Genomic DNA, 22,767 nt, shown 5'->3' with positions numbered 1-22,767 from the left:
CCGGGGTCAGAGGTTGATGTTGCCGTGCACGTCGCGGGCCTGCACGACCTTGCCCGTGACGTTCCCGGTCACCTGGTTGTGCACACTCCCTCGGCTGAGCGAAACCTGCTGCCACTCCGCCCGCAGGGCCTCCGCGAACTCCCCGTCCTCCGCCTCGGCCTCCTGCAGCCGCTCGGCGAGTGCCGTGACCGGCCGCGCGTCCTCGGGTGCCGCCGAGGACGCCTCCAGCAGCGCGATGGCCGTGGGGTCCTTGGCGAACTTGCGTTTGACCAGGTCGTAGAGGCCGGTCGCACCCTTCGCCGCCAGCGCGGCGGCAATGGAGACCAGGATCGGTTCGGGCATGGCTTCAACCTAGCGGCGCGTCCCCGGCTACAACCAGCCCCGCTCGTCCGCGATCCGCACGGCTTCCACCCGGTTCCGCGCCCCGGTCTTGGCGATCGCCGCGGACACGTAGTTGCGCACCGTGCCCTCCGACAGGTACAGCCGGGCGGCGATCTCCGCGATCGTCGCCCCGGTCCGGGCCGTGATGAGCACGTCGCGCTCGCGGGCGGTCAGCGGCGATTCGCCCGCCGCCAGGGTGGCCACCGCCAGCGCCGGGTCGACCACCCGCTCGCCGCTCCGGACCCGGCGGATGGCGTCGGCGAGCACGTCGGCCGGGGCGTCCTTGACCACGAACCCGGCCGCGCCCGCCTCCATCGCGCGGCGCAGGTAGCCCGCGCGGCCGAACGTCGTCAGCATCACCACCCGGCAGGCCGGCACCTGCGCGGCCAGCACCGCGGCGGCCGCCAGCCCGTCCAGGCCCGGCATCTCGATGTCGAGCAACGCGACGTCGGGCCGGTGCGCCCGCGCCGCCGCGACGACCTCGTCCCCGCGACCCACCGACGCGACCACCTCGAAGTCGTCCTCGAGCGCGAGCAGCGCGCACAACGCTTCCCGGACCAGCGCCTGGTCGTCGGCGAGCAGCAACCGGATCGTCATACCGCCACCCGCAACCGCCACCCGTGCGGGCGCACCGGCCCCGCGGAGAAGTCCCCGCCGGCCGCGAGGACGCGCTCGCGCAGCCCGTCGAGCCCGGAACCCCCGCCCGCGGCCCCGCCCACGCCGTCGTCGACGACCTCCACTGTGGACGCCGAGAGCGTCACCGCACACCGGCTCGCCCGCGCGTGCCGGGCCACGTTGGTGAGCCCCTCCCGCACCACCCACCCGAAGAGCTCCTGGTGCGCCGGGCCGACGACGTCGGTGGCCGTCGGCAGGTCCGCGGCGACCCCGCACGCGCGCAGCAGCTCGCGGCCGCGGGCGAGCTCGCCGGCGAGCGTGACCTCGTGATAGCCCGACACGGCCGCGCGGACGTCGGCCAGCGCCTGCCGCGCCAGCGTCTCGACGGCCGCCATCTCCTCGCCCGCGCGGGTGGCCTCCGTCGTGACCAGCCGCCGAGCCAGGCCGCTCTTGACCGTGATCGCGGTGAGCGAGTGGCCGAGCAGGTCGTGCAGGTCGCGCGCGATCCGGGTGCGTTCGGCCTCGGAGGCCAGCCGCGCGACCTCCGCGCGGGCCTCGACGAGCGCGGTGTTGGCCCGGATCGCCTCGGCGAACACCGACACCACGAGCACGGTGAACACGAGCGCGACGGCCTGCGTCCACGCCGGCCCACCCGGCCAGGGCCCGAGGACGGCGGCGAGCGCGGTCACGACCACCAGCCCGGCCCCGATCCGCCGGGGGAGCCGCGGCACAGCGAGCGAGAGGACGACGGCGGCGAGGAAGAAGGCGTCCGCGTGGGCGAACGGGATGGCGACGGCGAACAGCACGGCGCAGCCGCCGGTGAGCAGCCAGAACCACCGCGTGGCTCGGCGGGCCGCCGCGGCCGCGGCGAGCAGGTACCCGACGGCGAACGCGGCCACGACCAGGCACCCCGCGAAGGCGGCCGGGGAATGCTGCAGCACGCCCGCCACGGTCACGGCCGGGTAGACGAGCATCCCCGCGTCGAGCAGCCGCAGCCGCCAGCCGCGCACCCAGCGCTGCACGTCCCTCGACCCGTCCACCACCGGCACGCTACCGGGCCCGCAGCCGCCGGCCGTTGGCCAGCACGACCACCCCGAGCAGCAGCAGCCCGCACGCGGCTTGTTCGATCCGCAGCCACAGCGGGAACAGCCCCGGCAGCACGACGATGACGGCGATCGCCACGAGCATCACGGCGGAGACGATCCGCAGCCGAAGCAGGCCCTTCCGCGAGCCACGGGCGGCGCTGCGGGCGAAGGCGAACGTCAGCAGCGAGCTGGCGACCACGATCGTGGCGCGCACCCAGACCGCGTCGGTCACCATCGCGGGCTGGTTCCGGAACAGGACGATCACGACGAAGGTGAGGGCGGAGAGCGCGGCGTACGCGCCGGTCAGCAGCAGCACCGGCCGGAAGCCGGCGGTTTCGGTTCTGGTCATGCCGGAATGCTGGCCGCGCGGGCGGGCGGCGGGGCAGTGCCGTCCCGCACCGGGCATCCGTGACATTTGTCAGCGGTGCTGGGAGAGCGCTCTCACAGCGTGCTACAAAAGACGGGTGACGACGCAGCCGCCCACCCTGGAGGACGTCGCGCGGGTCGCCGGGGTCTCGCGCGCCACGGTGTCCCGCGTGGTGAACAGCGTGCGCAACGTCGACCCGAAGCTGCGTGAGACGGTCGAACGCGCGATCGCCGACACCGGGTACGTCCCGAACCGCGCCGCCCGCTCCCTGGTCACCCGGCGCACCGGCGGGATCGCGCTGGTCGTGTCCGAACCGGAGCGGCACGTCGAGGCGTTCACCGGCGGCGTGTTCGGCGACCCGTTCTTCGGCCGGGTCGTCGAAGGGGTGGTGGCGCACCTGCGCCCGCACGGGCTGCACCCGCTGCTGATGCTCGTCGACAGCGACGAAGAGCGCGGAAAGCTGGTGCCGAAGCTGCGCCAGGAACAGGTCAGCGGCGTGCTGCTGATCTCGCTGCACCCGGCGGAGGACCCGCTGCCGCTCGTGCTGACCGGCGCGGGCGTGCCCACGGCGCTGTTCGCGCGGCCGGCCCGGCCGGCGCCGGTGTGCTACGTCGACGTCGCCCACCAGGACGGCGCCCGGCTCGCGGCGGAGCGGCTCGTCTCGCGCGGCTGTCAGCGCGTCGCGACGATCGCGGGCCCGGCGGGCACTCCGGCGGGGCAGGACCGGCTGGCCGGGTTCCGCGACGCGATGGCCCGCCACGGCCACGCGTACGTCGCGGTCGCCGAGGGCGACTTCACCGAGCAGGGCGGCGAACGGGCGATGGAGCGCCTGCTCGCCGAGGACCCCGCACTCGACGGGCTCTTCGTGGCCAACGACCTGATGGCGTACGGCGCGCTGACGGTGCTGCGCGAGGCCGGCAAGCGCGTCCCGGACGACGTGGCGGTGGTCGGCTTCGACGACAGCCGGGTCGCGCTCAGCTGCCGCCCGCGCCTCACGACGGTCCGGCAGCCGGTCGAGGAGATGGGCGCGGCGATGGCCCGCATGGTGCTCGACCGCATGGCGGACCCGGCCCTCCGTGCGGAGTCGGTGATCTTCGACCCGGAGCTGGTGGTCCGCGACTCGGCCTGAGGTCGGGTTCGGCCGCTACATCGCGATCGAGGCGAGTGACGCGGCGATCCGGGCCGGCCGCGGGAGCAGACCGATCGCGTGACCGGTCGCTGATCTGTCCGGGACAAGTTCCGCCCAGTGGTCTGGACATCGGCCGAATTGCTGTGCTCAGCTTTCCAACGTTGTAACGCCGCCGAGTCCCCTTCACCGGAACGGAGTTCCGCCGTGCGGACCAGAACAGCGAGAACCATCCGGCGGGCCTGCGCGCTCGCCGTCGCCGGGAGCGCCGTCGCGGCGGTGACCGTCGCGGCGCCCGCCGTGGCCGGGCCTGCGCGCCAGACCGTCACCGCCGGCAACGCCCGGTTCCAGGTGCTGTCGCCGACCCTGATCCGCACCGAGTACGCGGGCGACGGACGGTTCACCGACGCCGCCACGTTCAACGCCGTCGGCCGCGGCGCCTTCACGCCGACGTCGTACACCAGCACGGTTTCCGGCGGCGTCCTCACCATCCGGACCAGCGCGGCGACGCTGACCTACCGGCTGAACTCCGGCCCGTTCGACGGCGGCAACCTCCAGCTCCGCACGAACGCGGGTACCACCCCGGTGCTCGCCGCTCCCTGGCGCCACCTCACCTGTACGGCCGGTGCGCTCTGCGAGGCCGAAGACCTCACCACCGACGGCCTCGGCGTCGCCACCGACCACGCCGGCTACACCGGCGAAGGCTTCCTCGCCGGCTTCGAGAGCACCGGCAACTCGGTGACGGCGGACGTCCTCGCGCCCACCGCCGGGACGTACTCACTCACCGCCCGCTACGCCAACGGCCAGGGCGGCGACGGCCAGCACGTCACGCGCACGCTCAGCGTGAGTGTCGACGGCGGCGCGGCGCAGAAGCTCACCCTGCCGGTGACGGCCGACTGGAACGCCTGGGCACTGGCCTCGGTCCCGGTCACCCTCGGCGCCGGCCACCACAGCGTCCGCCTCGAGCGGACCGCCGCCGATTCCGGCAACGTCAACCTCGACGGCGTGGCCGTCCTGACGCCCGGCGCGGCCTTCCCGCCGGCGTCGGCGCGCGCGTTCACCGGCTGCCCGGCGGGCGTGAGCTGCGAGGCCGAAGCCGGGCTGCGGACCGGTTCCGCGGTCGTGGCGACCGACCACTCCGGGTACGCCGGGCGCGGGTTCGTCGCCGAGCTCAACCGCGGCTCGACGCTCGCCCACCGCGTCACGGACGTCCCGGCCGGCGGCACGTACCTGCTGCACGTCCGCTACGCCAACGGCACCGGCGGCGACGGCCGGCACGAAACGCGGACCGCGGCCGTCACCGCGAACGGCGTCACGCGCACCCTGAGCCTGCCGGTCACCGACAACTGGGAGGCGTGGAAGAGCGCGTCCGTGCCGGTGGACCTGAAGGCGGGCACGAACGACGTCGTGCTCGGCTGCCCAGAGGACACCAGCTGCCACGTCAACGTCGACACCGTCGCGGTGACGCCGTCCGGGGGCACGGCACCGGCGCCGCACCTCGCGCTCGGCGGCTACCGGCGCGGCCTCGACGGCGTGAACGGCGACAACGGGGCGCCGTCGACCACCGAAGGGCTCCTGCACCAGGACGGCTGGTACCTGCTCGACGACACCCCCTCCGCGCTGTACGACACGCGCACGCGCGCGGTGACGCAGCGGCCGTCCCACGGCGGAAACCCCTACCAGGACGGCTACCTCTTCGCCTTCGGCCACGACTACAAGGCCGGGCTGCGCGACCTCGCAACCCTGACCGGGCCGCCGCAGCTGCTGCCGCGCTGGGCCTACGGCGTCTGGTACTCCGAGTACATCGACCGCACCGCGGCCGACTACCGCGACAAGATCCTCCCGCGGTTCCGCAGCGAAGGCGTGCCGCTGGACGTCCTGGTCACCGACACCGACTTCAAGGCGCCGGACACCTGGAACGGCTGGCAGTTCGACACGAACAAGTTCCCTGACCCGGCCGGGTTCTTCGCCTGGTCGAAGGCACAGGGCCTGCACAACAACCTCAACACCCACCCCAGCATCATGGGTTCGGACCCCCAGTTCGCCCGCGCCCAGGCGACCGCGAAGGGCAAGCTGGCGAAGTCGAACTGCGGCACCGACTGCTACGTCTTCGACTGGGGCGACCCGGACCAGCTCAAGGCCTACCTCGACCTGCACGCCGGGATGATGCAGCAGGGCAACGACTTCTGGTGGCTCGACTGGTGCTGCGACGCCTCGCGTTCGAGCCTGCCCGGCGTCACCCCGGACGCCTGGATCAACCAGCAGTACGCCGACCTCGCGGCACCCGCGACCGGCCGCGGGTTCGTGATCTCGCGGGCGTACGGGTCGCTGCAGGCGGGCGGCTACGGCGGCCCGACCGGCCTGGCGACCGGGCCGTGGGCCGACAAGCGCAGCACGCTGCACTTCACCGGTGACACGTCCTCGACCTGGGGAACGCTGCGGATGGAGGTCGGCATCACCCCGGCGGAGTCGGCCGCGACCGGCATGTCCGCGATCAGCCACGACATCGGCGGCCACAACGACACGACGGGCCTGCGCGGCAGCGAGACCTACACCTCCGGCGGCCAGCAGCGCCAGACGGTCAAGCTGCCGGACGACCTGTACGCGCGCTGGGTGCAGCTGGGCACGTTCCAGCCGATCGACCGCCTGCACAGCAACCACAGCGACCGGCTGCCCTGGCAGTACGGCGACGCGGCGAAGGCGTCGGCGACGAAGTTCCTGAACCTGCGGGAGAACCTGGTTCCCTACACCTACACGCTGGCCCAGGAAGCGACGGCGACGGGCGTCCCGGTGGTGCGTCCGACGTACCTCGAGTACCCGGAGGAGCCGGGCGCGTACGCGGCGGCCCAGAGCGAGTACTTCTACGGGCCGGACCTGCTGGTGGCGCCGGTGACCTCCCCGGGCACCTCGGCGACGACGTCGGTGTGGTTCCCGCCGGGGCAGTGGACCGACTACTTCTCGGGCAAGGTCTACGCGGGCGGGACGACCCAGCAGGTGACGTCCGACCTGGGCACGATGCCGGTGTTCCTCCGGGCGGGCGGCATCACGGCCACCCGGACGGCGGACGTCGCCAACGACGTCCAGAACCCCCTCGACCGGGTGACGGTGACGGTGGCGGCGGGCGGCTCGGGGACGTTCTCGCTCTACGAGGACAACGGAACGTCCTCCGCGCGCTCGGCCACGACGAAGATCACCTACCGCGAGCGCTTCGGGGCGCACACGGTCACGGTGGCGCCCACCCAGGGCTCGTTCCGGGTGGCACCCCGCGAGTGGACGGTGAAGTTCCTCGGCGTGACGTCGGCGCCCGACCGGGTGAAGGTGGGCACCGGCTGGGCGCCTTCGTCGGCGTGGAAGTGGGATGCGGCGGCGAAGACGCTGACGGTGACCGCGCCGGTGCACCCGGGATGGGCGCCGGTGACGGTCACGTACTGAGTCACCTCTGCTGTGGGGGCCACGGGTTCACCGTGGCCCCCACAGCTTTCTCACGTCGTCTTCGCGAGCAGCTCGGTTTCGCTCGTCGCCTCGGCGCCGGTCTCCCGCGCCAGCTCGCGGGTCTCCGCGTCCTGGCCGGCGGCCTGTTCGCCGCCGGCCAGCACGACGAGTTGCGCGGCGTGTGCCCGCAGCAGGGCGACCAGGCGCCGGTCGAACCCGGCGTCCCGATCGCTGCGCAACGCCACCAGATCGGCCGCCGTGACCATGCCCGGCATCCGATGTCCACTGTGGACATCAGTTGTCGGCAGCCCGGCCCGGTCGCGGGCCGCCCGGAGGCGGACCAGCAGCCGTTCCTGCGGTCCGGCAACGGCGTCGGCCGCCGAGCGGACCGCCGGGCTCGCGGTGTGATCCGGCGCCAGGCGGGCCGCCGCCAGCGCGTTCTCCGTCATCGGCACCACCAGCTGCAGCCACGCCACGTCCGTCGGGTTGAAGGGCGTGGGGGCGGGGCCGGTGGTGGCGCAACCGCCCATGATCAGCGCCACCACCGCCCCCGGGAGCCGCCGTCTCACGGACGGCCGGGCAGCCGGTAGTTCGGCCCGAGCACGCTGCCGCGGTCGGGCTTGTAGAGGTCGAACCCGCGCGGATCGCACTGCAGGCCGCCGTTGATGCAGTGCTTCACCAGCGCCGCCAGGGTTTCCGGGTCCCACGCGTTGAAGAAGTCGTAGTGCCACGAATAACCGCGTCCGCTGGCCAGGTGGACGCCGGACATGTCGCCGCTGACCGGGAACGCCATCTTGAACTCCAGCATCGGCACGGCCACCGGGTGATCGGCCGGGCAGGTCAGCGTCGCCCGGTCCGGGTAGGCCAGGTGGCTCTTGTGGTCGGCCGAGTCCAGGTGGACGCCGTCCCAGCAGCTCGGCGCCTGGTAGCGGATGTTGAGCTGGCTGCCGGCCACGCACCGGACGGGGATGTCCCAGTTGTGGAAGCTGTCGCCGCACTCCCAGCCTTCGATGGCGCCGGGCGCGTGCTGGAACTCGTCCTGCGTCGCGGTGACGCTCCCGGCCACGTACCGCAGGCCGGGCGGGAACGGCACCACCTTCCGGTAGTCGAGGATGCCGGACTTGTAGTAAACGACCTGCGCGAAGTTCGGCAGCACCACCTGGTCCCCGTTGTAGACGGTCGGGAACCAGTACGCGGACAGGTCGTCCGGGGCCAGGCAGGTCGTGTTGCCGACGCCGGCGGCCTGCAGGGACTGCGTCGTGCTGGCCGCGTTCGTGGTCTTGTTGCCGAGGAACGTGTGGTCGTGCGACGCGCCGGGCAGCCCGGGGAAGACGATCGGGTCGTCCGGCTGGCGGTGGCTGGGGGAGCAGTTGACCTGGAACTCGTGGTGGGTCACCAGGTCGTCGGCCCCGGCGGGCGACCAGGTGGCCGCGGTCAGGAAGGCGCCTGCCAGCACGGTGGCGGCGGTGCAGGCGAGGAGCGCGGCTTTCGTTGCCAAGGGTCCTCCACGGTGAGGGTGCCAAGGATGGGAGAGCGCTCTCCCGCAGCATGCGCCGCTTGTCGCGGACCTGTCAAGAAGTACCGGTTCGGCCCGCCGGACAGTCATTGTCGGGTTCGCGGCCGATTCTTGACAATGCGGGGCTTGGTACCGAACCATCGGTCGTGTCGGAGAGCGCTCTCCAACCGTCGTTCCCCTCTCGTACGGGAGTCATCGTGGACCGAACGTCGCTGCTCCGTGTTGTCCCGGCACTGGTGGCCCTGCTGGTTTCGGGCGTGCTCGCCGGCCCGCCCCCGGCCGCCGCGCGGCCGGAGGGACCCGGCGTCGTCCGGGTGACCGGCACGCAGGGGAGCTGGCAGCTCACGGTCGACGGGACACCGTGGCTCGTGAAGGGGCTCACCTGGGGGCCACCGGTGGGCGAAGCGGCCGCGCGGCTGCCCGAACTGCACGCCATCGGCGTCAACACCGTCCGGACCTGGGGCACCGACGGCACGACCCAGCCGCTGCTCGACGCCGCCGCGGCCAACGGGGTCAAGGTCGTCAGCGGCTTCTGGCTGCAACCCGGCGGCGGTCCGGGCAGTGGCGGCTGCGTCGACTACACCACGGACGCGAACTACAAGACCGCGATGCTCACGCAGATCCGGACCTGGGTCACCGCGTACCGGGCGCACCGCGGCGTGCTGATGTGGAACGTCGGCAACGAGTCGATCCTGGGAATGCAGAACTGCTACTCCGGCGACCGGCTGGAGCAGGAGCGCATCGCCTACACCCGGTTCGTCGACGAGGCGGCGCAGGCGATCCACGCCATCGACGCGAACCACCCGGTCACCTCGACCGACGCCTGGACCGGCGCGTGGCCGTACTACCGGGCGTACGCGCCGAACCTCGACCTGTATTCGGTGAACTCCTACGCCCACGTCTGCCAGGTGAAGCAGGACTGGCTCGCGGGCGGCTACGCGAAGCCGTACGTGGTCACCGAGACCGGCCCGGCCGGGGAGTGGGAGGTGCCGGACGACGTCAACGGCGTGCCCGCCGAACCGACCGACCAGCAGAAGCGCGACGGCTACGGCACCGCCTGGAACTGCGTGCTGGCCCACCCCGGCGTGGCGCTCGGCGCCACCCTCTTCCACTACGGCACGGAAGGCGACTTCGGCGGCGTCTGGTTCAACATCACCACCGGCGGCGAGAAGCGGCTCTCCTGGTACGCCGTCCGCAAGCTCTACAGTGGACAGACGGGCGGCAACACGCCGCCGGTGATCGCGTCGATGGACCTCGGCCGGGGCACCGACGTCCCGGCGGGCGGCACCTTCACGGTGACGGCCGCCGTGTCCGATCCGGACGGTGACCCGATCACCTACACCATGGGGTACAACAGCAAGTACATCGACAACGCCTCGGGACTGATCCCGGCGGCGTTCACCGGGAACGGCACGTTCACCGTCACCGCGCCGCAGCGGCCGGGGGTCTGGAAGCTCTACCTCTACGCCAGGGACGGCCACGGCAACCTCGGCATCGAGACGCGCTCGCTGCGCGTGGTCGCCCCGCCGGTCCCGGGCACGAACCTGGCACGCGGCACGGCGACCACGGCATCGACGTACCAGGCCGACGGGGAGGGCGCGCCCTACCTGCCGCAGCTGGCCACCGACGGCAACGGCGCGACGCGGTGGGCGAGCGCGTGGAGCGACCCGCAGTGGCTGCAGGTGGACCTGGGCCGCAGTCAGGCGTTCGACCACGTCCAGCTGGTGTGGGAGGCCGCCTTCGGCAAGGCGTACGAGATCCGGGTGAGCGACGACGCGGCGAACTGGCGCACGGTGTACGCCACGACGACGGGCGATGGCGGCGTCGACGATCTGGCGGTCCCGGCCACCGGGCGGTACGTACGCGTGTACGGCACGCAGCGCGGCACGGGTTACGGGTATTCGCTGTACGAGTTCGGTGTCTACCGGTCGTGACGGCCCCTCTGCTGCGGCCTTGCTGGGCGGTGGCTGTCCCGCCTGCGGACGGCCGCAGCCGTCTGACGCCGCAGCCGTACTGACGCCGCAGCCTCGTTGGGTGGTGGTTGTTCTCTGGCACGCGACCGCGCGTTGTCCTGGCAGCTGCCTGCCTCGCCGTCTTTCGGGCGCTGCCCGTCGGGGGCGCAGCAAGCCGGCGCGGGAAGAAAGAGGGGCGGCGCGGCGGGAGGGGTTAGGCGCGTGGCCACCCCCAGCGGCCACGTGAGTCACCCGCGGGCCGCTGCGCCACCCCGGGTCGGTGTCACGTTTCCGAAACACCGAACGGGAGTATCGTAGTCTTTCCGGTACAGGATGTGTCAAGTTTTCGGAACAGCTACCCTGGCTGTTGTCACGTTTCATGTCTGCGGGTGGTGTGTGGTGAGCGAAGAGCGCAGTTTCGCCGAACGGCTGGCGCACCTGATCGCGACCGTGCACCCGCCGGACCGCAAGCCCTACTCCTACCGGGAGATCGCGCACGGCGTCGCCGAACAGACCGGTGTCACGATGTCGGCCACCCACGTCCAGCAGCTCGCCGTCGGTGCGCGCAAGGACCCGAAGCGCTCGCACATCCAGGCGCTCGCCCAGTTCTTCGGCGTGCCGGTGACGTACTTCTTCGACGACCAGGTCGCCGGTCAGGTCGACCAGCAGGTCGAAGCCGTCGTGGCGTGGCGGGACAACGAGGCGCGGAACCTGGCGCAACGGGCCATGCAGCTCTCGCCGCGCGACCGCGAAACGGTGACGGCGCTGCTCGACCAGCTCAGCAGCTACGACGACACCCGGCGTCGCACCGGCCGGCGGCGGAAGCCGGAGTGACGGCGGCCGGCTCGGCTACGATGACCTCGTCCGTGTTCGCGCCCCGGTGCACCCGGCTGGCGCCCGGTGACCGGGGAGGACCCATCGACGAGCGCGGCCTGCCGGCCCTCCGCGACGCCGCACGCCGGCGCGTGCGCGCGTTGCTCGCTGCCGTCCCGCTGCCGCGGCCGTGGTCGATGAACGCCTGGGTCGACGGGCTCGAGGCGTGGCGCGGGCGCGAGATCGACCTCGTCCCGATCGCGTACCGGCCCGGTCAGCCTTCCGGGGCGTGGCAGGCCCGTCCGGACTACGACCTGATCGCCTACACCGAGCAGACGTCGGCGCTGCACCAGGACCACATCATCGCCCACGAGCTGGCCCACATGCTGTGCGCGCACACCGGGACGTGCCTGATGGCGGAGGCCGAGGCGGCCGAGCTCGCCCCCGACCTGGCGCCGCGGGCGTTGTCGCACCTGCTCACCCGCGTCACGACCGGGACCGACGAGTACGAGGCCGAACTGATCGCGGTCCTGCTGATGAGCGCGGCGACGAGCGAGCCACCCGCCGTTCAGCCGGGCGCGTCCGGCCGAGCGGCGGACCAGGCTAGGCGGTTGGCGGCACTCCTGGGATAGTCGCGTCCCGTGATCGACATACTTTTCGTCGGGGTCGGGCTCTTCGCCCTGTTCGCCGGAATCTGGCGAGCGGCCCGCGCGCGTCGCACCGGCGCGGGCGTGGGCCTGGCCGTTTCGCTGATCGCGCTGGGCGCGGCGTTCTGCTTCCTGTCCAACCGGGCGCAGCAGTTCGAGAGCGAGATCTACCCGAGCCTCGGCCGGCTGCTGTCGAACATGGCGACGATGGTCGCGGCGTACGGCATCGGCCTGACGGTCGCGGAGATCAGCGGCACCCGCGACCGCGGCCGCCGCACCCGGCTGTTCGCGCTCGGGGTGGCGCTGGCGGTGTTGCTGGTGACGTTCTTCAGCACCCCGGATCTGCCGCGCGGCATCGGCCTGTTCGACGAGCTGTACCGCACGCACCCGACGCTGGTGGTCTACGTCTTCACCTACACGGTGTACCTGGGCTTCGCGGTGCTCGACATCGGGTTGATGGCGGCGGTGACGATCCGGGCGAGCGGGGGAGCGCTGCGGGCGGGGCTGGCGCTGTTGCTGCTGGCGTCGGCGTTCGCGGTGGCCTACCTGGCCGGGAAGGTGGTCGCGACGATCCGCGCCCTGCAGGCCGAGCACCCGGTCAAGGCGGTGTGCCACGGGCCGTTCTCGACGGTGCCGTGCGCCCTCGACGTCGGTTTCCCGGCGGTGTCGGTGCTGCTGATCGTGGTGGGCCTGACGATCCCGGCGATCCCGGGCCTGGTGGCATCGCGCCGGGACGCCCGGACGCTCCGCCTGCTCCGCCCCCTGCGCGCGCACTTGACGCGGCGGTTCCCGGAGATCGCCCGGATCGACCCGGCGGGCCCGTCCCGCCGCGAGCGCCTGCTGACGGCGATGAGCGAGACGAACGACGGCTTGATCCTGGCGGGCGTGACCCCGGAGCTGCCACCCGCGACGGCGGCGAGGCTGGTGCGCGACCTGCCGGACGAGCCTTCCGAGACGGAGCCGCCCGGCGTGGCAACGGAACCGTTCGCCGCGGACGTGGCCCGGCTGCGCGCAATCGCCCGCGCGTACCGCAAGCTGGAAGGCGCCGCGGCGCCCGAAGGTGCCGGCCGGTGACCGACGCCAAAGGTGCATCGAGTGCGAAAGTGCAGTCGTTGCGAAGGTGCAGTCGCCCCGAGGGTGCAGCCGTTGCGGAGGTGTAGTCGCGCCGAAAGTGCAGCCGTTGCGAAGGTGCAACGGCCCCGAAGGTGCAGTCGCCACGAAAGTGCAGCCGCCTCGAAAGTGCATCGGCTACGCAATTGAACCTGTTGCGAAGGTGTAGTGACCCCGGCAATGCCGCGGCCGGGCGGCGTAGCCGCTCCGAAGGTGTAGTCGATCCAAAGGTGTATCGACTACGCGATCGCAGCAGCGCCGAAACTGTAGTCACTTCATAAACGCATCGACTGCGCAACCGTACTCACTGCGGCGGCTGCTCACGCGCCGCCGAATCGCGCCTCCACGCGCGGCTCCCAGCCGCGGTCCGTGAGCGCCACCAGCTGCAGCGCCTCCGCGCGATCGACCAGCGGCAGCAGCGGCCGCACGGCCTCGGCGACCCGCCCGAGCGCCTCCTCCGAACCACCCATCGCCACCGTCAGGTGCGCAACCGGGCGCGGACCGAACCGCCCCCCGTACGGCGGCACCTCCGGCCACCGCGCACAAACCGCGTCGGCGACAGCCTGAAGAGCCGGCGCCGCGAGAGCCACAAACCCCGGCGTCGCCACCAACTCCGCAAGCGGAACCGCCAAAGGCGCAAAATCCGCCGCGAGGGAGCGCACCGCCGCCAGGACGTCGTCGGTCACCGAATCATCCGGCAGGAACGGGTACAACGCCGTCACGTGGGCCGGCAAGCCGGGCCGGACGAGAGCGGGATCGACCTCCCGGGCCGCGGCCAACGCGGGCTCGGCGGCGGGCATCAGGATCACCAACGCGGTGGTTCCGGGTGAGGGCACCCCCGCATCATGGCAGCCGGAAGGAGAGCCAAGCCCACGGCGGTCAGGCGGCGGCCGCCGCCGGGAACCGGCTCGAGCGGGCCAGCGCAAGGCTCCTCCGGCACAGCTCCACCAGCTCTCGGTTCGCTCGGCTGTGCGGGATCGACCCGCAGAGCCCGCACCGGATGGTCACTTCACCGGCCAGCTCGTCCACGGCGACCAGCGCCTGGTGGTCGCAGCGGCGGCACCACCGGTACCCGATCGCCGGGTTGGTGTGCACCGGTGACGCCACGCAGTCGTGCAGCCAGCGGCGGTGCGTGCGGCAGGTGACGCGGTCGGTCGGATCCAGGTCGCCGGCGTCCTCCACGCGGTCTTCGCGCGCCAGGGTGGTCGCCAGCAGCGGCTGCCGCGGTGCGGCCGGCTTGTCCTGCGCACTCGGTGCGGCCCACGCGTGGTGGTCGCCGCATCGGCACTTCTCGGTCATGTCGCCCCCAGTGGTCGGGCCGTTCGTTGCGTCGAGTGTGAGCGGGGCGACAGAGCGTGGACAACCGGAAAAGCGCGCACTTTCGACCGGCGGCACGTCACCCGCGGTAGGCGGATGAGCGGACTTCGGCGCACGGGTATGCGAACATGTGTTCTATGACCGACGAGGGGCCCATCCTGCACGCCGACCTCGATTCGTTCTACGCGTCGGTCGAGCAGCGGGACGATCCGGCGCTGAAGGGGCGCCCCGTGATCGTCGGCGGCGGGGTCGTGCTCGCCGCGAGTTACGAGGCCAAGGCCTACGGCGTGCGCACCGCGATGGGCGGCGCGCAGGCCCGCCGGCTGTGCCCGGACGCCGTCGTGGTGCGCCCGCGGATGTCGGCGTACCTGGCCGCCAGCCGGGCGGTGTTCGACGTCTTCCACGACACGACGCCGTGGGTGGAAGGCATCTCGATCGACGAAGCCTTCCTGGACGTCGGAGGGTTGACCAGGATCGGCGGGCGGCCGAGCCACGTCGCCGAACGGCTGCGCGCGGCCGTCGCCGAGCGGGCCGGCCTGCCGATCACCGTCGGGGTGGCGCGGACGAAGTTTCTCGCCAAGGTCGCCAGCCGCGTCGCCAAGCCCGACGGCCTGCTCGTCGTCCCGCACGACGGCGAGCTGGCGTTCCTGCACCCGCTGCCGGTTTCGGCGCTCTGGGGCGTCGGCAAGGTCACCGCCGAAAAGCTGCGGGCGCGCGGCATCACGACCGTCGGCCAGCTGGCCGCGTCCGAACACGTGGACCTCGTCGGCCTGCTCGGCCGGGCCGCCGGAGCGCACCTGCACGACCTGGCGCACAACGACGACCCGCGCCGAGTGGAGGTCGGCACCCGGCGGCGCTCGATCGGCGCCCAACGGGCCCTCGGGCGCGGCAGGCGGACGCCGGCCGAGCTCGACGTGGTGCTGGTGGCGCTGATCGACCGGATCGCCCGCCGGTTGCGCACCGCCCGCCGCGTCTGCCGGACGGTGACGATCCGCCTGCGGTTCGCCGACTTCTCCCGCGCCACCCGCTCGCACACGCTGCTCGATCCGACCGCCGGCACCGGCGTGCTGCTCGCTGCGGCGCGGGAGCTGCTCGTCGCCGCGCTGCCACTGATCGCCGACCGCGGGATCACCCTGCTGGGCGCGGCGCTGTCCAATCTGGCCGACGAAAACCCGTTCCAGCCGGCCTTGCCCTTCGAACGGCAGCGGGCGACCGAGCTCGACACCGCCCTCGACGCGGTGCGGGACCGGTTCGGGAAAGCCGCGGTCACCCGCGCGGTGTTGCTCGGCCGTGCCGACGACCTCGAAGTGCCGATGCTGCCGGACTGAGCGGAATTCAGCCGAGCCGGTGGGGAATGCGCGCGTGCGCCAGCGCGGAAAGCGCGGCCGGCCGCAGCGCGTCGGTGCGGCGCCACAGCTGCGCGGCGACGCTCTCCCGCTGCCCGGCCTGTTCGACGACGTCGAAACCCGCTGCGCGCAAGAGCTCGGCCAGCGCGGCGGGGGAGAGGAAGGTGCGCCACGGCTCGCCCTGTTCGGCGGCCACCGGCCCGACGGCTTCGACGTAGGCGCTCCCGGCCGCGTCGCGCTGTTCCGCGGGGAGCAGGTGATCGGTCACGATTTCGGATCCCGGCGCGAATCCGCCGAGCTCGCGCAATGTCGCCGCAATCGCCGGGGCGGTCAGGTACATGGTGACACCGAGCCAGCTGACGAACACGGGGCGAAACGGGTCGAGTCCACTCTGGACGAGCCGTTCCCGGAGCGGATCGGCTTCGAAGTCGACCGGGACGAAGGTGACGGAAGGCGGTTCGGCGACGCCGGCGGCGGCCAGCAGTTCCCGTTTGGCCGCCTGGGTCGCCGGGTGGTCGACCTCGAACACCCGGAATCGTCGTGCCGTGGTCCGATACGCGAACGAATCCAGTCCGGCGCCCAGAATCACATACTGGTCTATACCGGAATTGACGCGCATCAGGCGCGCTTCGGCGAACCGGCTCCGGCAGGTCGCTTCGGCGCGGGCGCCGGCCAGGATCGGGTGCGGGCCATGGAGCCGGTGATAGGCCAGGAGTTCGTCGGCGCGGTGCCCGAGGAAGCGCACCGCGAGAGGGTCTGAGAAGATGAACGGCTCGGTGTCGACGAGCAAATGTGCCGCGCGCGCGGCGGCGGCCGTGAAGGCGGTCTGGCTGACGCGGGGAGCATTAGCGGAAAACTCGGTCGGGTTCATGGGGCCACGGTACCGATTCGATTTCGAGCATATCACAAAATAAAATCTCGGACAAGATGGCGAGCATTCCGGCTCGGTTGCGGTCACTCTGGACGCGGGCGAGCCGCTCGCCCGAGCGGCCATTGTGGACGCTTGAGGGTGTCGCGCGTGCCGGGCATGATTCGACAGGTTAGGGTCAGTCCGACCGTGTTCTGGAGAAGATGAGGAACGACGAATCATGGCGCAACGGGTTCAGGTCCAGATGGTGGACGACCTCGACGGCAGCGAGGCTTCGCAGACCGTCCCCTTCAGCCTCGACGGGGTGACCTACGAGATCGACCTGTCCGAGGACAACGCCTCCGCGCTGCGTGACGAGCTGGCTCGCTACGTCGCCGCCGCGCGGCGCATCGGCGGCCGCAAGGTCCGCCTGGCGACCGGCCAGTCGCTGTCCGGCCCGTCCGGCTCGGGTACCGACCGCGAGCGCAACCGGCAGATCCGCGAGTGGGCGCAGGCGCACGGCTACGAGGTGGCCGAGCGAGGCCGGCTGTCCAGCGAGATCATCGCGGGCTTCGAGGCCGACCAGGCCGCGGCGGCGGAACCGGCCGAGGCCAAGTCGGCGCGCAAGCGAGCGACTCGCAAGAAGTCTTGAAAGCTGTGCTCGCGCCGGCGGAGCTGCGTCACCCGACGCGGCTCCGCCGTCCGGTCGCCGCTTGAGCGTGGGTGGCGTTCGGTACTCCTCCGGTGTCTCACCGTGACCCGGCCGGTTCGATGTGGACGGCCGATCCGGTTTCCGGCCCGGCAAACGGGCGGTCCACCATTCGACGCCCGCCGAAAGCTTGTCGGAGAGCGGCTCCGATCGCCAGACTGTCAGTGCTCCGCGCGGCCGGTACCGCGGTGGAGCACCGGTCCGGTGGCCGCCTCCTCCCTCGATGGCCACCGGGCCGCCTCCCTCGCCCGGTTCGATCGCCACCCGGCCCCCTCCTGTGACGGCTCGGCCATCCGGGCGGCCGCCCGGATCTCCCTGTGGACTTCTGCCTCGAACAGGCGCACACTCGGACTACTCCATACTGCATACAATCTTCAGTGGGGTGGGAGGCGGTCGTCGTGGCCGAGGTGCGTGAGGTCCGGGACGTCTACGGACGGCGGTACCGCGTCGGCGAATCCGACCGGGACCTGCTCGGCCGGCCCCGGACGTGGATCACCGTCGTCGCCGCGGCGGCCATGCTCGCCGCCGGGGTGCAGCAGTACGGGTTCGGCGCGGTCGTGCCGTCGCTGAGCCGGCTGCCCGGCTGGACCTTCGGCGGGATCGTCCTTTCGCTCGCGGTGTGGGCCGTCTGCCAGGCAGGGGTCGCGTTCCCCGTGGCGTGGCTCCGCGAACGCGGCCTCCTTCCCGCACCTGCGGCGCTGGCCGTCGGCGCGGTCCTGTGCGCCGCCGGGCTCGTGACGCTCGGCCACGCGACCGGCCTGCCGGCGGTGTTCCTCGGCTACTCCGTGCTCGGCGGGCTCGGCACCGGCCTGGTCTACGCCACCTGCGTCGGCGCCGTGCTCGCCTGGTTCCCGGACCGCACCGGCCCCCGCGCCGGCCTCGTGAGCGGGGCTTTCGCCTGCGGCAGCGTCCCCTTCGTGGTGCTCGCCGCCGCCCTGCCGGCCGCGCGTCCGGTGCTCTTGGACGTCACCGCCGCCGTCGTGTTCGCCGTCATCGCCGGGGCGGCCGCGCTGCTGCGGTACCCGCCGCGGCACTGGTGGCCCGCGACCCCCGAACCCCGGGTGTGGGCGCTCGACCGGGCGCACAACCGGCGCCCCGCGGTCCGGCACTACCGGCCGGCGGAGTTGTTCCGGTGCCGGACGACGCTTTCGCTGTACCTCGTGGTCGTGCTCGCGGCCGCCGTCCTCCTGTTCGACCTGGCCTACCTGGCCACGTTCACCGCCGCACGCAGCGGGCCCGGGCTCGCCGCCGCCGCGCTGGCGTTGCTCGCCGCGGCCACCGGCGGCGGTCGTGTCCTCATCGGACGGCTCGCCGACCGCATCGGCCGGCACCGGATCCTGCGCTTCGCCCTGCTCGCCGGCGGGGTCGCCCAGTTCGTGCTGTTCTACTCCGGTGACCACCGGCACGCCGCCGGCCTGCTGGTGGGCGTCGCGCTGGCCGGTCTCGGCAACGGGTGCTGCTACACGCTGCTCATCGGCCTGGTGCGCGAGTACTTCGGCGAGGAGTCGGCGGCGCAGAACTTCGGAATCCTCTACAGCGCCAAGGCCGTCGGCGCCGTGGTCGGGATCGGGACGGCCACGCTGCTCGTGACGGAGCAGGGGTTCGTCGCGGCCGGGGTGCTGAGCCTGGCCGGCGCGGTGCTGTCCGGACGGCTGACCCAGCCGGGCCGCCCCGAGTCGCTGCTGCCGGTGGCGTGACGTGGGGCGGATGACCAGCAGGCGGCGGGTGCTGCGCGTCCACGACGGCGGGCACACCGCACGGCCGGACACGCTGACGGTCGAAGAACCCCTCGAAATCCGGGTCGCCGGGAAAGCGCTGACGATCACGATGCGGACACCGGGCGACGACTTCGACCTCGCCGCCGGATTCCTGGTGGGCGAGGGCGTGGTCCGCGCGGTGGCCGACATCCGCTCGATCCGCTACTGCGCCGGCGCCACGGCGGACGGCGGCAACACCTACAACGTCCTCGACGTCGTGCTCGCCGACGGCGTCGCCCCACCGGACGGCTCTCTGGAGCGCAACTTCTACACGACGTCCTCGTGCGGGCTGTGCGGCAAGGCGAGCCTGGACGCCGTGCGCACGACGGTCGCTTGGCCGGTCGCCGAAGATGCGTTCGCGACGGACCCGGCGACCCTGGCCTCGCTGCCGGGCGAACTCCGCGCGGCGCAACGGGTCTTCGACCGCACCGGCGGCCTCCACGCGGCGGGCCTGTTCGACGCCGAGGGGAAGCTGCGGTGCCTGCGCGAGGACGTCGGACGGCACAACGCGGTGGACAAGGTCGTCGGCTGGGCCACCCGGGAGGGCGAGCTGCCGCTGTCCGGCACGGCGCTGATGGTGAGCGGGCGGGCGTCGTTCGAGCTGGTGCAGAAGGCGGCGATGGCCGGGATCCCGATGCTGGCCGCGGTGTCGGCGCCGTCGTCGCTGGCGGTGGACCTGGCCGCCGAGCTCGGCTTGACGCTGGTGGGATTCCTGCGCGGGACGTCGATGAACGTCTACACGCGACCGGACCGCCTCGGCCTTCAGGCGAGCTGACCCAGCAGGGCGGCGACGCCGGGGCCGGCCTCGGCCCGGTGCACGGCGGCGAGCTGCCAGGCAACGGGCCGCTCGAACCGCCGCACGGTGAGTTCCGGGAACCGCGCGGCGGCGGACGCGGGCAGGACACAGACGGCGAGCCCGGCCCGGACCAGCCCGGCGGCCACCGCGAGATCGTCGACTTCGAGGGAGACCCGGCGCTCCGGGAAGGCGCGGTCGACCGCCTCCCGGATCGCCCAGCCGGCCGGGAAGTCCACCGAGGAGAGATCGGCGAGGTCGGCGGGGGCCGGGCGCGCGTCGCCGGGCGCGGTGGCGAGGACCAGCTCTTCAGCGGGTAGCGCGGTGGTGGCGAGGGTGGTTGCTCGGCTTGCCCGGTGCGCGGGGGAGGCCGGCGTGCCGGCCGCCACACCGGCAACATCGCGGCCGTCCGGCCCGGATGCCGAGGTCAGCGCCATGTTCACAAGAGACTCTTCCAGGCCGCGCTCCACCTCCTCCGGCCACACCTGCCGGACCTCTACCACCAAGCTCGGGTGCGCGTGCCGTAGTCCCGTCAGCACCCGGTGCAGATCCACCAGCAAACCCGGGCACACCCCGAGCCGGACCCGGCCCTCCACCGGGCAGACCACCGCCCGCGCCCGTTCCGCCGCCTCGAGCGCGGCCCGCGCGGCGGGGACGAACGCCTCGCCCGCGGGCGTCAGGACGACCCGGTGCGTCGTGCGGTGGAACAGCGGCGTGCCCAGATCCCGCTCCAGCGCGCGGACCACTGTGGACACCGTCGACTGGACCGTCCGCAGGCGCTGGGCGGCCGCCGTGAACCCGCCTTCCTCGGCGACCGCCACCACCACCGCCAGCTGGCGCAGCTCCATCAGCCCAGCAGCTCGCGGGCCAGCGCCGCCGTCTCACTCGGCGTACGGCCGACCCGGATGCCCGCCGCTTCCAGGGCCGCCTTCTTCGCTGCCGCCGTGCCCGCCGAACCCGAAACGATCGCACCCGCGTGGCCCATCGTCTTGCCCTCCGGGGCGGTGAACCCGGCGACGTAGCCGACGACCGGCTTCGAGACGTTGGCGCGCACGAACTCCGCGGCCCGTTCCTCGGCGTCGCCGCCGATCTCGCCGATCAGCACGATCAGGTCGGTGTCCGGGTCCTTCTCGAACGCTTCGACCGCGTCGATGTGCGTGGTCCCGATGATCGGGTCGCCGCCGATGCCCACACAGGTCGAGAACCCGACGTCCCGCAGCTCGTGCATGAGCTGGTAGGTCAGCGTGCCGGACTTCGACACCAGCCCGGTCCGGCCCGGGCCGGTGATGTCGGCCGGGATGATCCCCGCGTTCGACCGGCCGGGGGAGATGATGCCCGGGCAGTTCGGGCCGATGATCCGGGTCCGCCCGCCGGCCGCGACGGCGTGCGCCCACAGCCGCGCGCTGTCGTGCACCGGGACGCCTTCGGTGATCACCACCGCGAGCCCGATGCCCGCGTCCACCGCTTCGATCACGGCGTCGGCCACGAAGGGCGGCGGGACGAACAACACGCAGACGTCGGCGCCGGCCGAGGCCATCGACTCCGCGACACTGCCGAAGACGGGCAGCGCACGGCCGGCGAACTCCACCTGCTGCCCGGCCTTTCGCGGGTTGACGCCGCCGACGACGTTCGTCCCGGCGGCCAGCATCCGCCGCGTGTGCTTCGCGCCTTCGGAACCCGTGATGCCGGAGACGACGATCCGGCTGTTCTCGTCCAGGAAGATGGCCACGGCTCAGACCTCCGCGATCGCGAGCTTCGCCGCCTCGCGGGCGGCGTCGTCCATGGTGGCCACCACGGTGACCAGGGGGTGGGCGGCGTCGGCGAGGATCCGCCTGCCTTCGGTGACGTTGTTGCCGTCGAGCCGGACGACCAGCGGCTTCGACGCGCGCGCCCCGAGGATCTCCAGTGAGCGCACGATCCCGGTCGCCACCGCGTCGCACGCGGTGATGCCGCCGAAGACGTTGACGAACACACTGCGCACCTGCGGGTCGCCGAGGATGACGGTCAGCCCGTCGACCATCACCTGCGCCGACGCCCCGCCGCCGATGTCGAGGAAGTTCGCCGGCCCGCGGGCGCCCGCCTCGGCCGCGGCTGCCGCCACCACGTCCAAAGTGGACATGACGAGCCCGGCGCCGTTGCCGATCACGCCGATGTCGCCGTCGAGCTTGACGTAGTTGAGGCCCTTCGCGCGCGCGGACCGCTCGAGCGGATGACCGTCCGAAGTGTCGTCGAACGACGAGGAACGGCGGAAAGACGCGTTGTCGTCCAGGGTGATCTTGCCGTCCAGCGCGACGATCCCGGTGGCCGTCAGTGCCAGGGGATTGACTTCGACGAGCGTGCAGTCCTCGGCGACGAACACGTCCCACAGCTTCTCGGCGACGCCGGCGACCTCGCCGCGGACGTCGGCGGGGAACGCGGCGGCCACCGCGGCCGAGTCGACGCCGGTCAGGGGATCCACCGGCACGCGGATCAGGGCGTCCGGCCGGGTGGCCGCGACCTCCTCGATCTCCATCCCGCCTTCGACGGACGCCATGGCGAGGAACGTCCGCCCGGCGCGGTCGAGCAGGAAGGAGAGGTAGTACTCGTCGTCGATCTTGCTCGCCTCGGTCACCAGCACGCGGTGCACGGTGTGGCCCTTGATGTCCATCCCGAGGATGTCGTCCGCGGCCTGCTCCGCGTCGTCGGCGGTGTGCACCACCCGGACGCCGCCCGCCTTGCCGCGGCCGCCGGTCTTCACCTGAGCCTTGACCACCACCGGGCCGCCGAGCGCGGCGGCCGCGGAACGAGCCTCGGCGGGATCGGCGACGACGCGGCCGCGGGGGACCGGCACGCCGTGCTTCTCGAAGAGCTCGCGGGCTTCGTGTTCGAAGAGGTCCATGCGGGAGCGTCCTTTCCGCGGCGGGGCAGGGCGAAGGGCGTGGAGTGGTGGTCCGCGGGGGCCGGTTTCGAGTCCG

Annotated in this window: 22 protein-coding genes; 10 read left to right on the top strand and 12 right to left on the bottom strand. The window is 72.7% G+C overall.

The window, feature by feature from the left end; genetic code table 11:
• Positions 1-6: 6 nt before the first annotated feature.
• The 4 genes from ACWED2_RS23680 to ACWED2_RS23665 are packed head-to-tail and all read right to left on the bottom strand — an operon-like array spanning position 7 to position 2,430.
• Positions 7-342 (bottom strand): hypothetical protein, encoded by a 336-nt coding sequence (locus tag ACWED2_RS23680; RefSeq protein WP_449692667.1) that lies wholly within the window; start codon positions 340-342, stop codon positions 7-9.
• A 27-nt stretch (positions 343-369) separates the two neighbouring features.
• Positions 370-978: a response regulator transcription factor gene (locus tag ACWED2_RS23675; protein WP_449692666.1), complete on the bottom strand. Its 609-nt coding sequence runs from the start codon at positions 976-978 to the stop codon at positions 370-372.
• The gene (locus ACWED2_RS23670) at positions 975-2,036 is read right to left on the bottom strand and encodes a sensor histidine kinase (protein WP_449692665.1); all 1,062 of its coding nucleotides are present in this window, start codon (positions 2,034-2,036) and stop codon (positions 975-977) included. Before ACWED2_RS23670 ends, ACWED2_RS23675 begins: the two co-directional genes overlap by 4 nt.
• Positions 2,037-2,046: 10 nt before the next feature.
• Positions 2,047-2,430 carry a hypothetical protein gene (locus tag ACWED2_RS23665; protein ID WP_449692664.1) on the bottom strand — a complete coding sequence of 128 codons (384 nt, stop codon included), beginning with the start codon at positions 2,428-2,430 and terminating at the stop codon, positions 2,047-2,049.
• A 115-nt stretch (positions 2,431-2,545) separates the two neighbouring features.
• Here ACWED2_RS23665 and ACWED2_RS23660 point away from each other — a divergent pair, with 115 nt between their 5' ends.
• Together ACWED2_RS23660 and ACWED2_RS23655 are read left to right on the top strand one after the other, a co-directional pair.
• Positions 2,546-3,577, top strand: a complete 1,032-nt coding sequence (locus ACWED2_RS23660) for a LacI family DNA-binding transcriptional regulator (protein WP_449692663.1) — start codon at positions 2,546-2,548, stop codon at positions 3,575-3,577.
• A gap of 204 nt (positions 3,578-3,781) precedes the next feature.
• A complete protein-coding gene (locus ACWED2_RS23655) occupies positions 3,782-7,006 on the top strand; it encodes a TIM-barrel domain-containing protein (protein ID WP_449692662.1) in 3,225 nt (1,074 codons plus the stop codon).
• 50 nt (positions 7,007-7,056) lie between these two features.
• On the opposite strand, the gene ACWED2_RS23650 is transcribed toward ACWED2_RS23655, so the two are convergent.
• The gene (locus ACWED2_RS23650) at positions 7,057-7,575 is read right to left on the bottom strand and encodes a DUF305 domain-containing protein (protein WP_449692661.1); all 519 of its coding nucleotides are present in this window, start codon (positions 7,573-7,575) and stop codon (positions 7,057-7,059) included.
• Positions 7,572-8,504 (bottom strand): DUF1996 domain-containing protein, encoded by a 933-nt coding sequence (locus ACWED2_RS23645; protein WP_449692660.1) that lies wholly within the window; start codon positions 8,502-8,504, stop codon positions 7,572-7,574. The genes ACWED2_RS23650 and ACWED2_RS23645 overlap by 4 nt, the downstream gene beginning before the upstream one ends.
• 215 nt (positions 8,505-8,719) lie before the next feature.
• Between ACWED2_RS23645 and ACWED2_RS23640 the strand changes: the two genes are divergently transcribed.
• The 4 genes from ACWED2_RS23640 (at position 8,720) to ACWED2_RS23625 (ending at position 13,008) form a co-directional block, all read left to right on the top strand.
• Positions 8,720-10,456 carry a discoidin domain-containing protein gene (locus ACWED2_RS23640; RefSeq protein ID WP_449692659.1) on the top strand — a complete coding sequence of 579 codons (1,737 nt, stop codon included), beginning with the start codon at positions 8,720-8,722 and terminating at the stop codon, positions 10,454-10,456.
• Positions 10,457-10,873: 417 nt separating this feature from the next.
• Complete coding sequence (locus tag ACWED2_RS23635) at positions 10,874-11,308, top strand: XRE family transcriptional regulator (RefSeq protein ID WP_449692658.1); 435 nt, start codon at positions 10,874-10,876, stop codon at positions 11,306-11,308.
• Between the two features lie 32 nt (positions 11,309-11,340).
• Positions 11,341-11,919: a hypothetical protein gene (locus ACWED2_RS23630; protein WP_449692657.1), complete on the top strand. Its 579-nt coding sequence runs from the start codon at positions 11,341-11,343 to the stop codon at positions 11,917-11,919.
• Between the two features lie 9 nt (positions 11,920-11,928).
• On the top strand, positions 11,929-13,008 hold the full coding sequence (locus tag ACWED2_RS23625; RefSeq protein WP_449692656.1) for a hypothetical protein: 1,080 nt from the start codon (positions 11,929-11,931) through the stop codon (positions 13,006-13,008).
• 356 nt (positions 13,009-13,364) lie between these two features.
• On the opposite strand, the gene ACWED2_RS23620 is transcribed toward ACWED2_RS23625, so the two are convergent.
• Positions 13,365-13,880: a 2'-5' RNA ligase family protein gene (locus ACWED2_RS23620; protein ID WP_449692655.1), complete on the bottom strand. Its 516-nt coding sequence runs from the start codon at positions 13,878-13,880 to the stop codon at positions 13,365-13,367.
• Positions 13,881-13,923: 43 nt separating this feature from the next.
• A complete protein-coding gene (locus ACWED2_RS23615) occupies positions 13,924-14,343 on the bottom strand; it encodes a hypothetical protein (protein ID WP_449692654.1) in 420 nt (139 codons plus the stop codon).
• 155 nt (positions 14,344-14,498) lie between these two features.
• On the opposite strand from ACWED2_RS23615, the gene dinB reads away from it, so the two are divergent.
• Positions 14,499-15,689, top strand: a complete 1,191-nt coding sequence (gene dinB / locus ACWED2_RS23610; protein WP_449692653.1) for a DNA polymerase IV — start codon at positions 14,499-14,501, stop codon at positions 15,687-15,689.
• Positions 15,690-15,696: 7 nt separating this feature from the next.
• On the opposite strand, the gene ACWED2_RS23605 is transcribed toward dinB, so the two are convergent.
• Positions 15,697-16,578: a class I SAM-dependent methyltransferase gene (locus ACWED2_RS23605; protein WP_449692652.1), complete on the bottom strand. Its 882-nt coding sequence runs from the start codon at positions 16,576-16,578 to the stop codon at positions 15,697-15,699.
• A 217-nt stretch (positions 16,579-16,795) separates the two neighbouring features.
• Between ACWED2_RS23605 and ACWED2_RS23600 the strand changes: the two genes are divergently transcribed.
• The 3 genes from ACWED2_RS23600 to fdhD all read left to right on the top strand — a co-directional run bounded on the left by ACWED2_RS23600 (position 16,796) and on the right by fdhD (position 19,795).
• Complete coding sequence (locus ACWED2_RS23600; protein ID WP_449692651.1) at positions 16,796-17,206, top strand: histone-like nucleoid-structuring protein Lsr2; 411 nt, start codon at positions 16,796-16,798, stop codon at positions 17,204-17,206.
• Between the two features lie 434 nt (positions 17,207-17,640).
• Entirely contained in the window at positions 17,641-18,960 is a 1,320-nt protein-coding gene (locus tag ACWED2_RS23595) for an OFA family MFS transporter (RefSeq protein WP_449692650.1), read from the top strand.
• Position 18,961: 1 nt separating this feature from the next.
• On the top strand, positions 18,962-19,795 hold the full coding sequence (gene fdhD, locus ACWED2_RS23590; RefSeq protein WP_449692649.1) for a formate dehydrogenase accessory sulfurtransferase FdhD: 834 nt from the start codon (positions 18,962-18,964) through the stop codon (positions 19,793-19,795).
• On the opposite strand, the gene ACWED2_RS23585 is transcribed toward fdhD, so the two are convergent.
• The 3 genes from ACWED2_RS23585 to sucC are packed head-to-tail and all read right to left on the bottom strand — an operon-like array spanning position 19,783 to position 22,691.
• Positions 19,783-20,661, bottom strand: coding sequence for a LysR family transcriptional regulator (locus ACWED2_RS23585; protein ID WP_449692648.1), 879 nt, complete (start codon positions 20,659-20,661; stop codon positions 19,783-19,785). The genes fdhD and ACWED2_RS23585 overlap by 13 nt on opposite strands.
• Complete coding sequence (gene sucD, locus ACWED2_RS23580) at positions 20,661-21,542, bottom strand: succinate--CoA ligase subunit alpha (protein ID WP_449692647.1); 882 nt, start codon at positions 21,540-21,542, stop codon at positions 20,661-20,663. The genes ACWED2_RS23585 and sucD overlap by 1 nt, the downstream gene beginning before the upstream one ends.
• Positions 21,543-21,545: 3 nt before the next feature.
• Positions 21,546-22,691 carry an ADP-forming succinate--CoA ligase subunit beta gene (gene sucC / locus ACWED2_RS23575; RefSeq protein WP_449692646.1) on the bottom strand — a complete coding sequence of 382 codons (1,146 nt, stop codon included), beginning with the start codon at positions 22,689-22,691 and terminating at the stop codon, positions 21,546-21,548.
• Positions 22,692-22,767: the final 76 nt, after the last annotated feature.

The sequence above is a fragment of the Amycolatopsis sp. NPDC005003 genome, from assembly GCF_053600695.1.
This window is presented reverse-complemented; position numbering and strand designations above follow the sequence as displayed.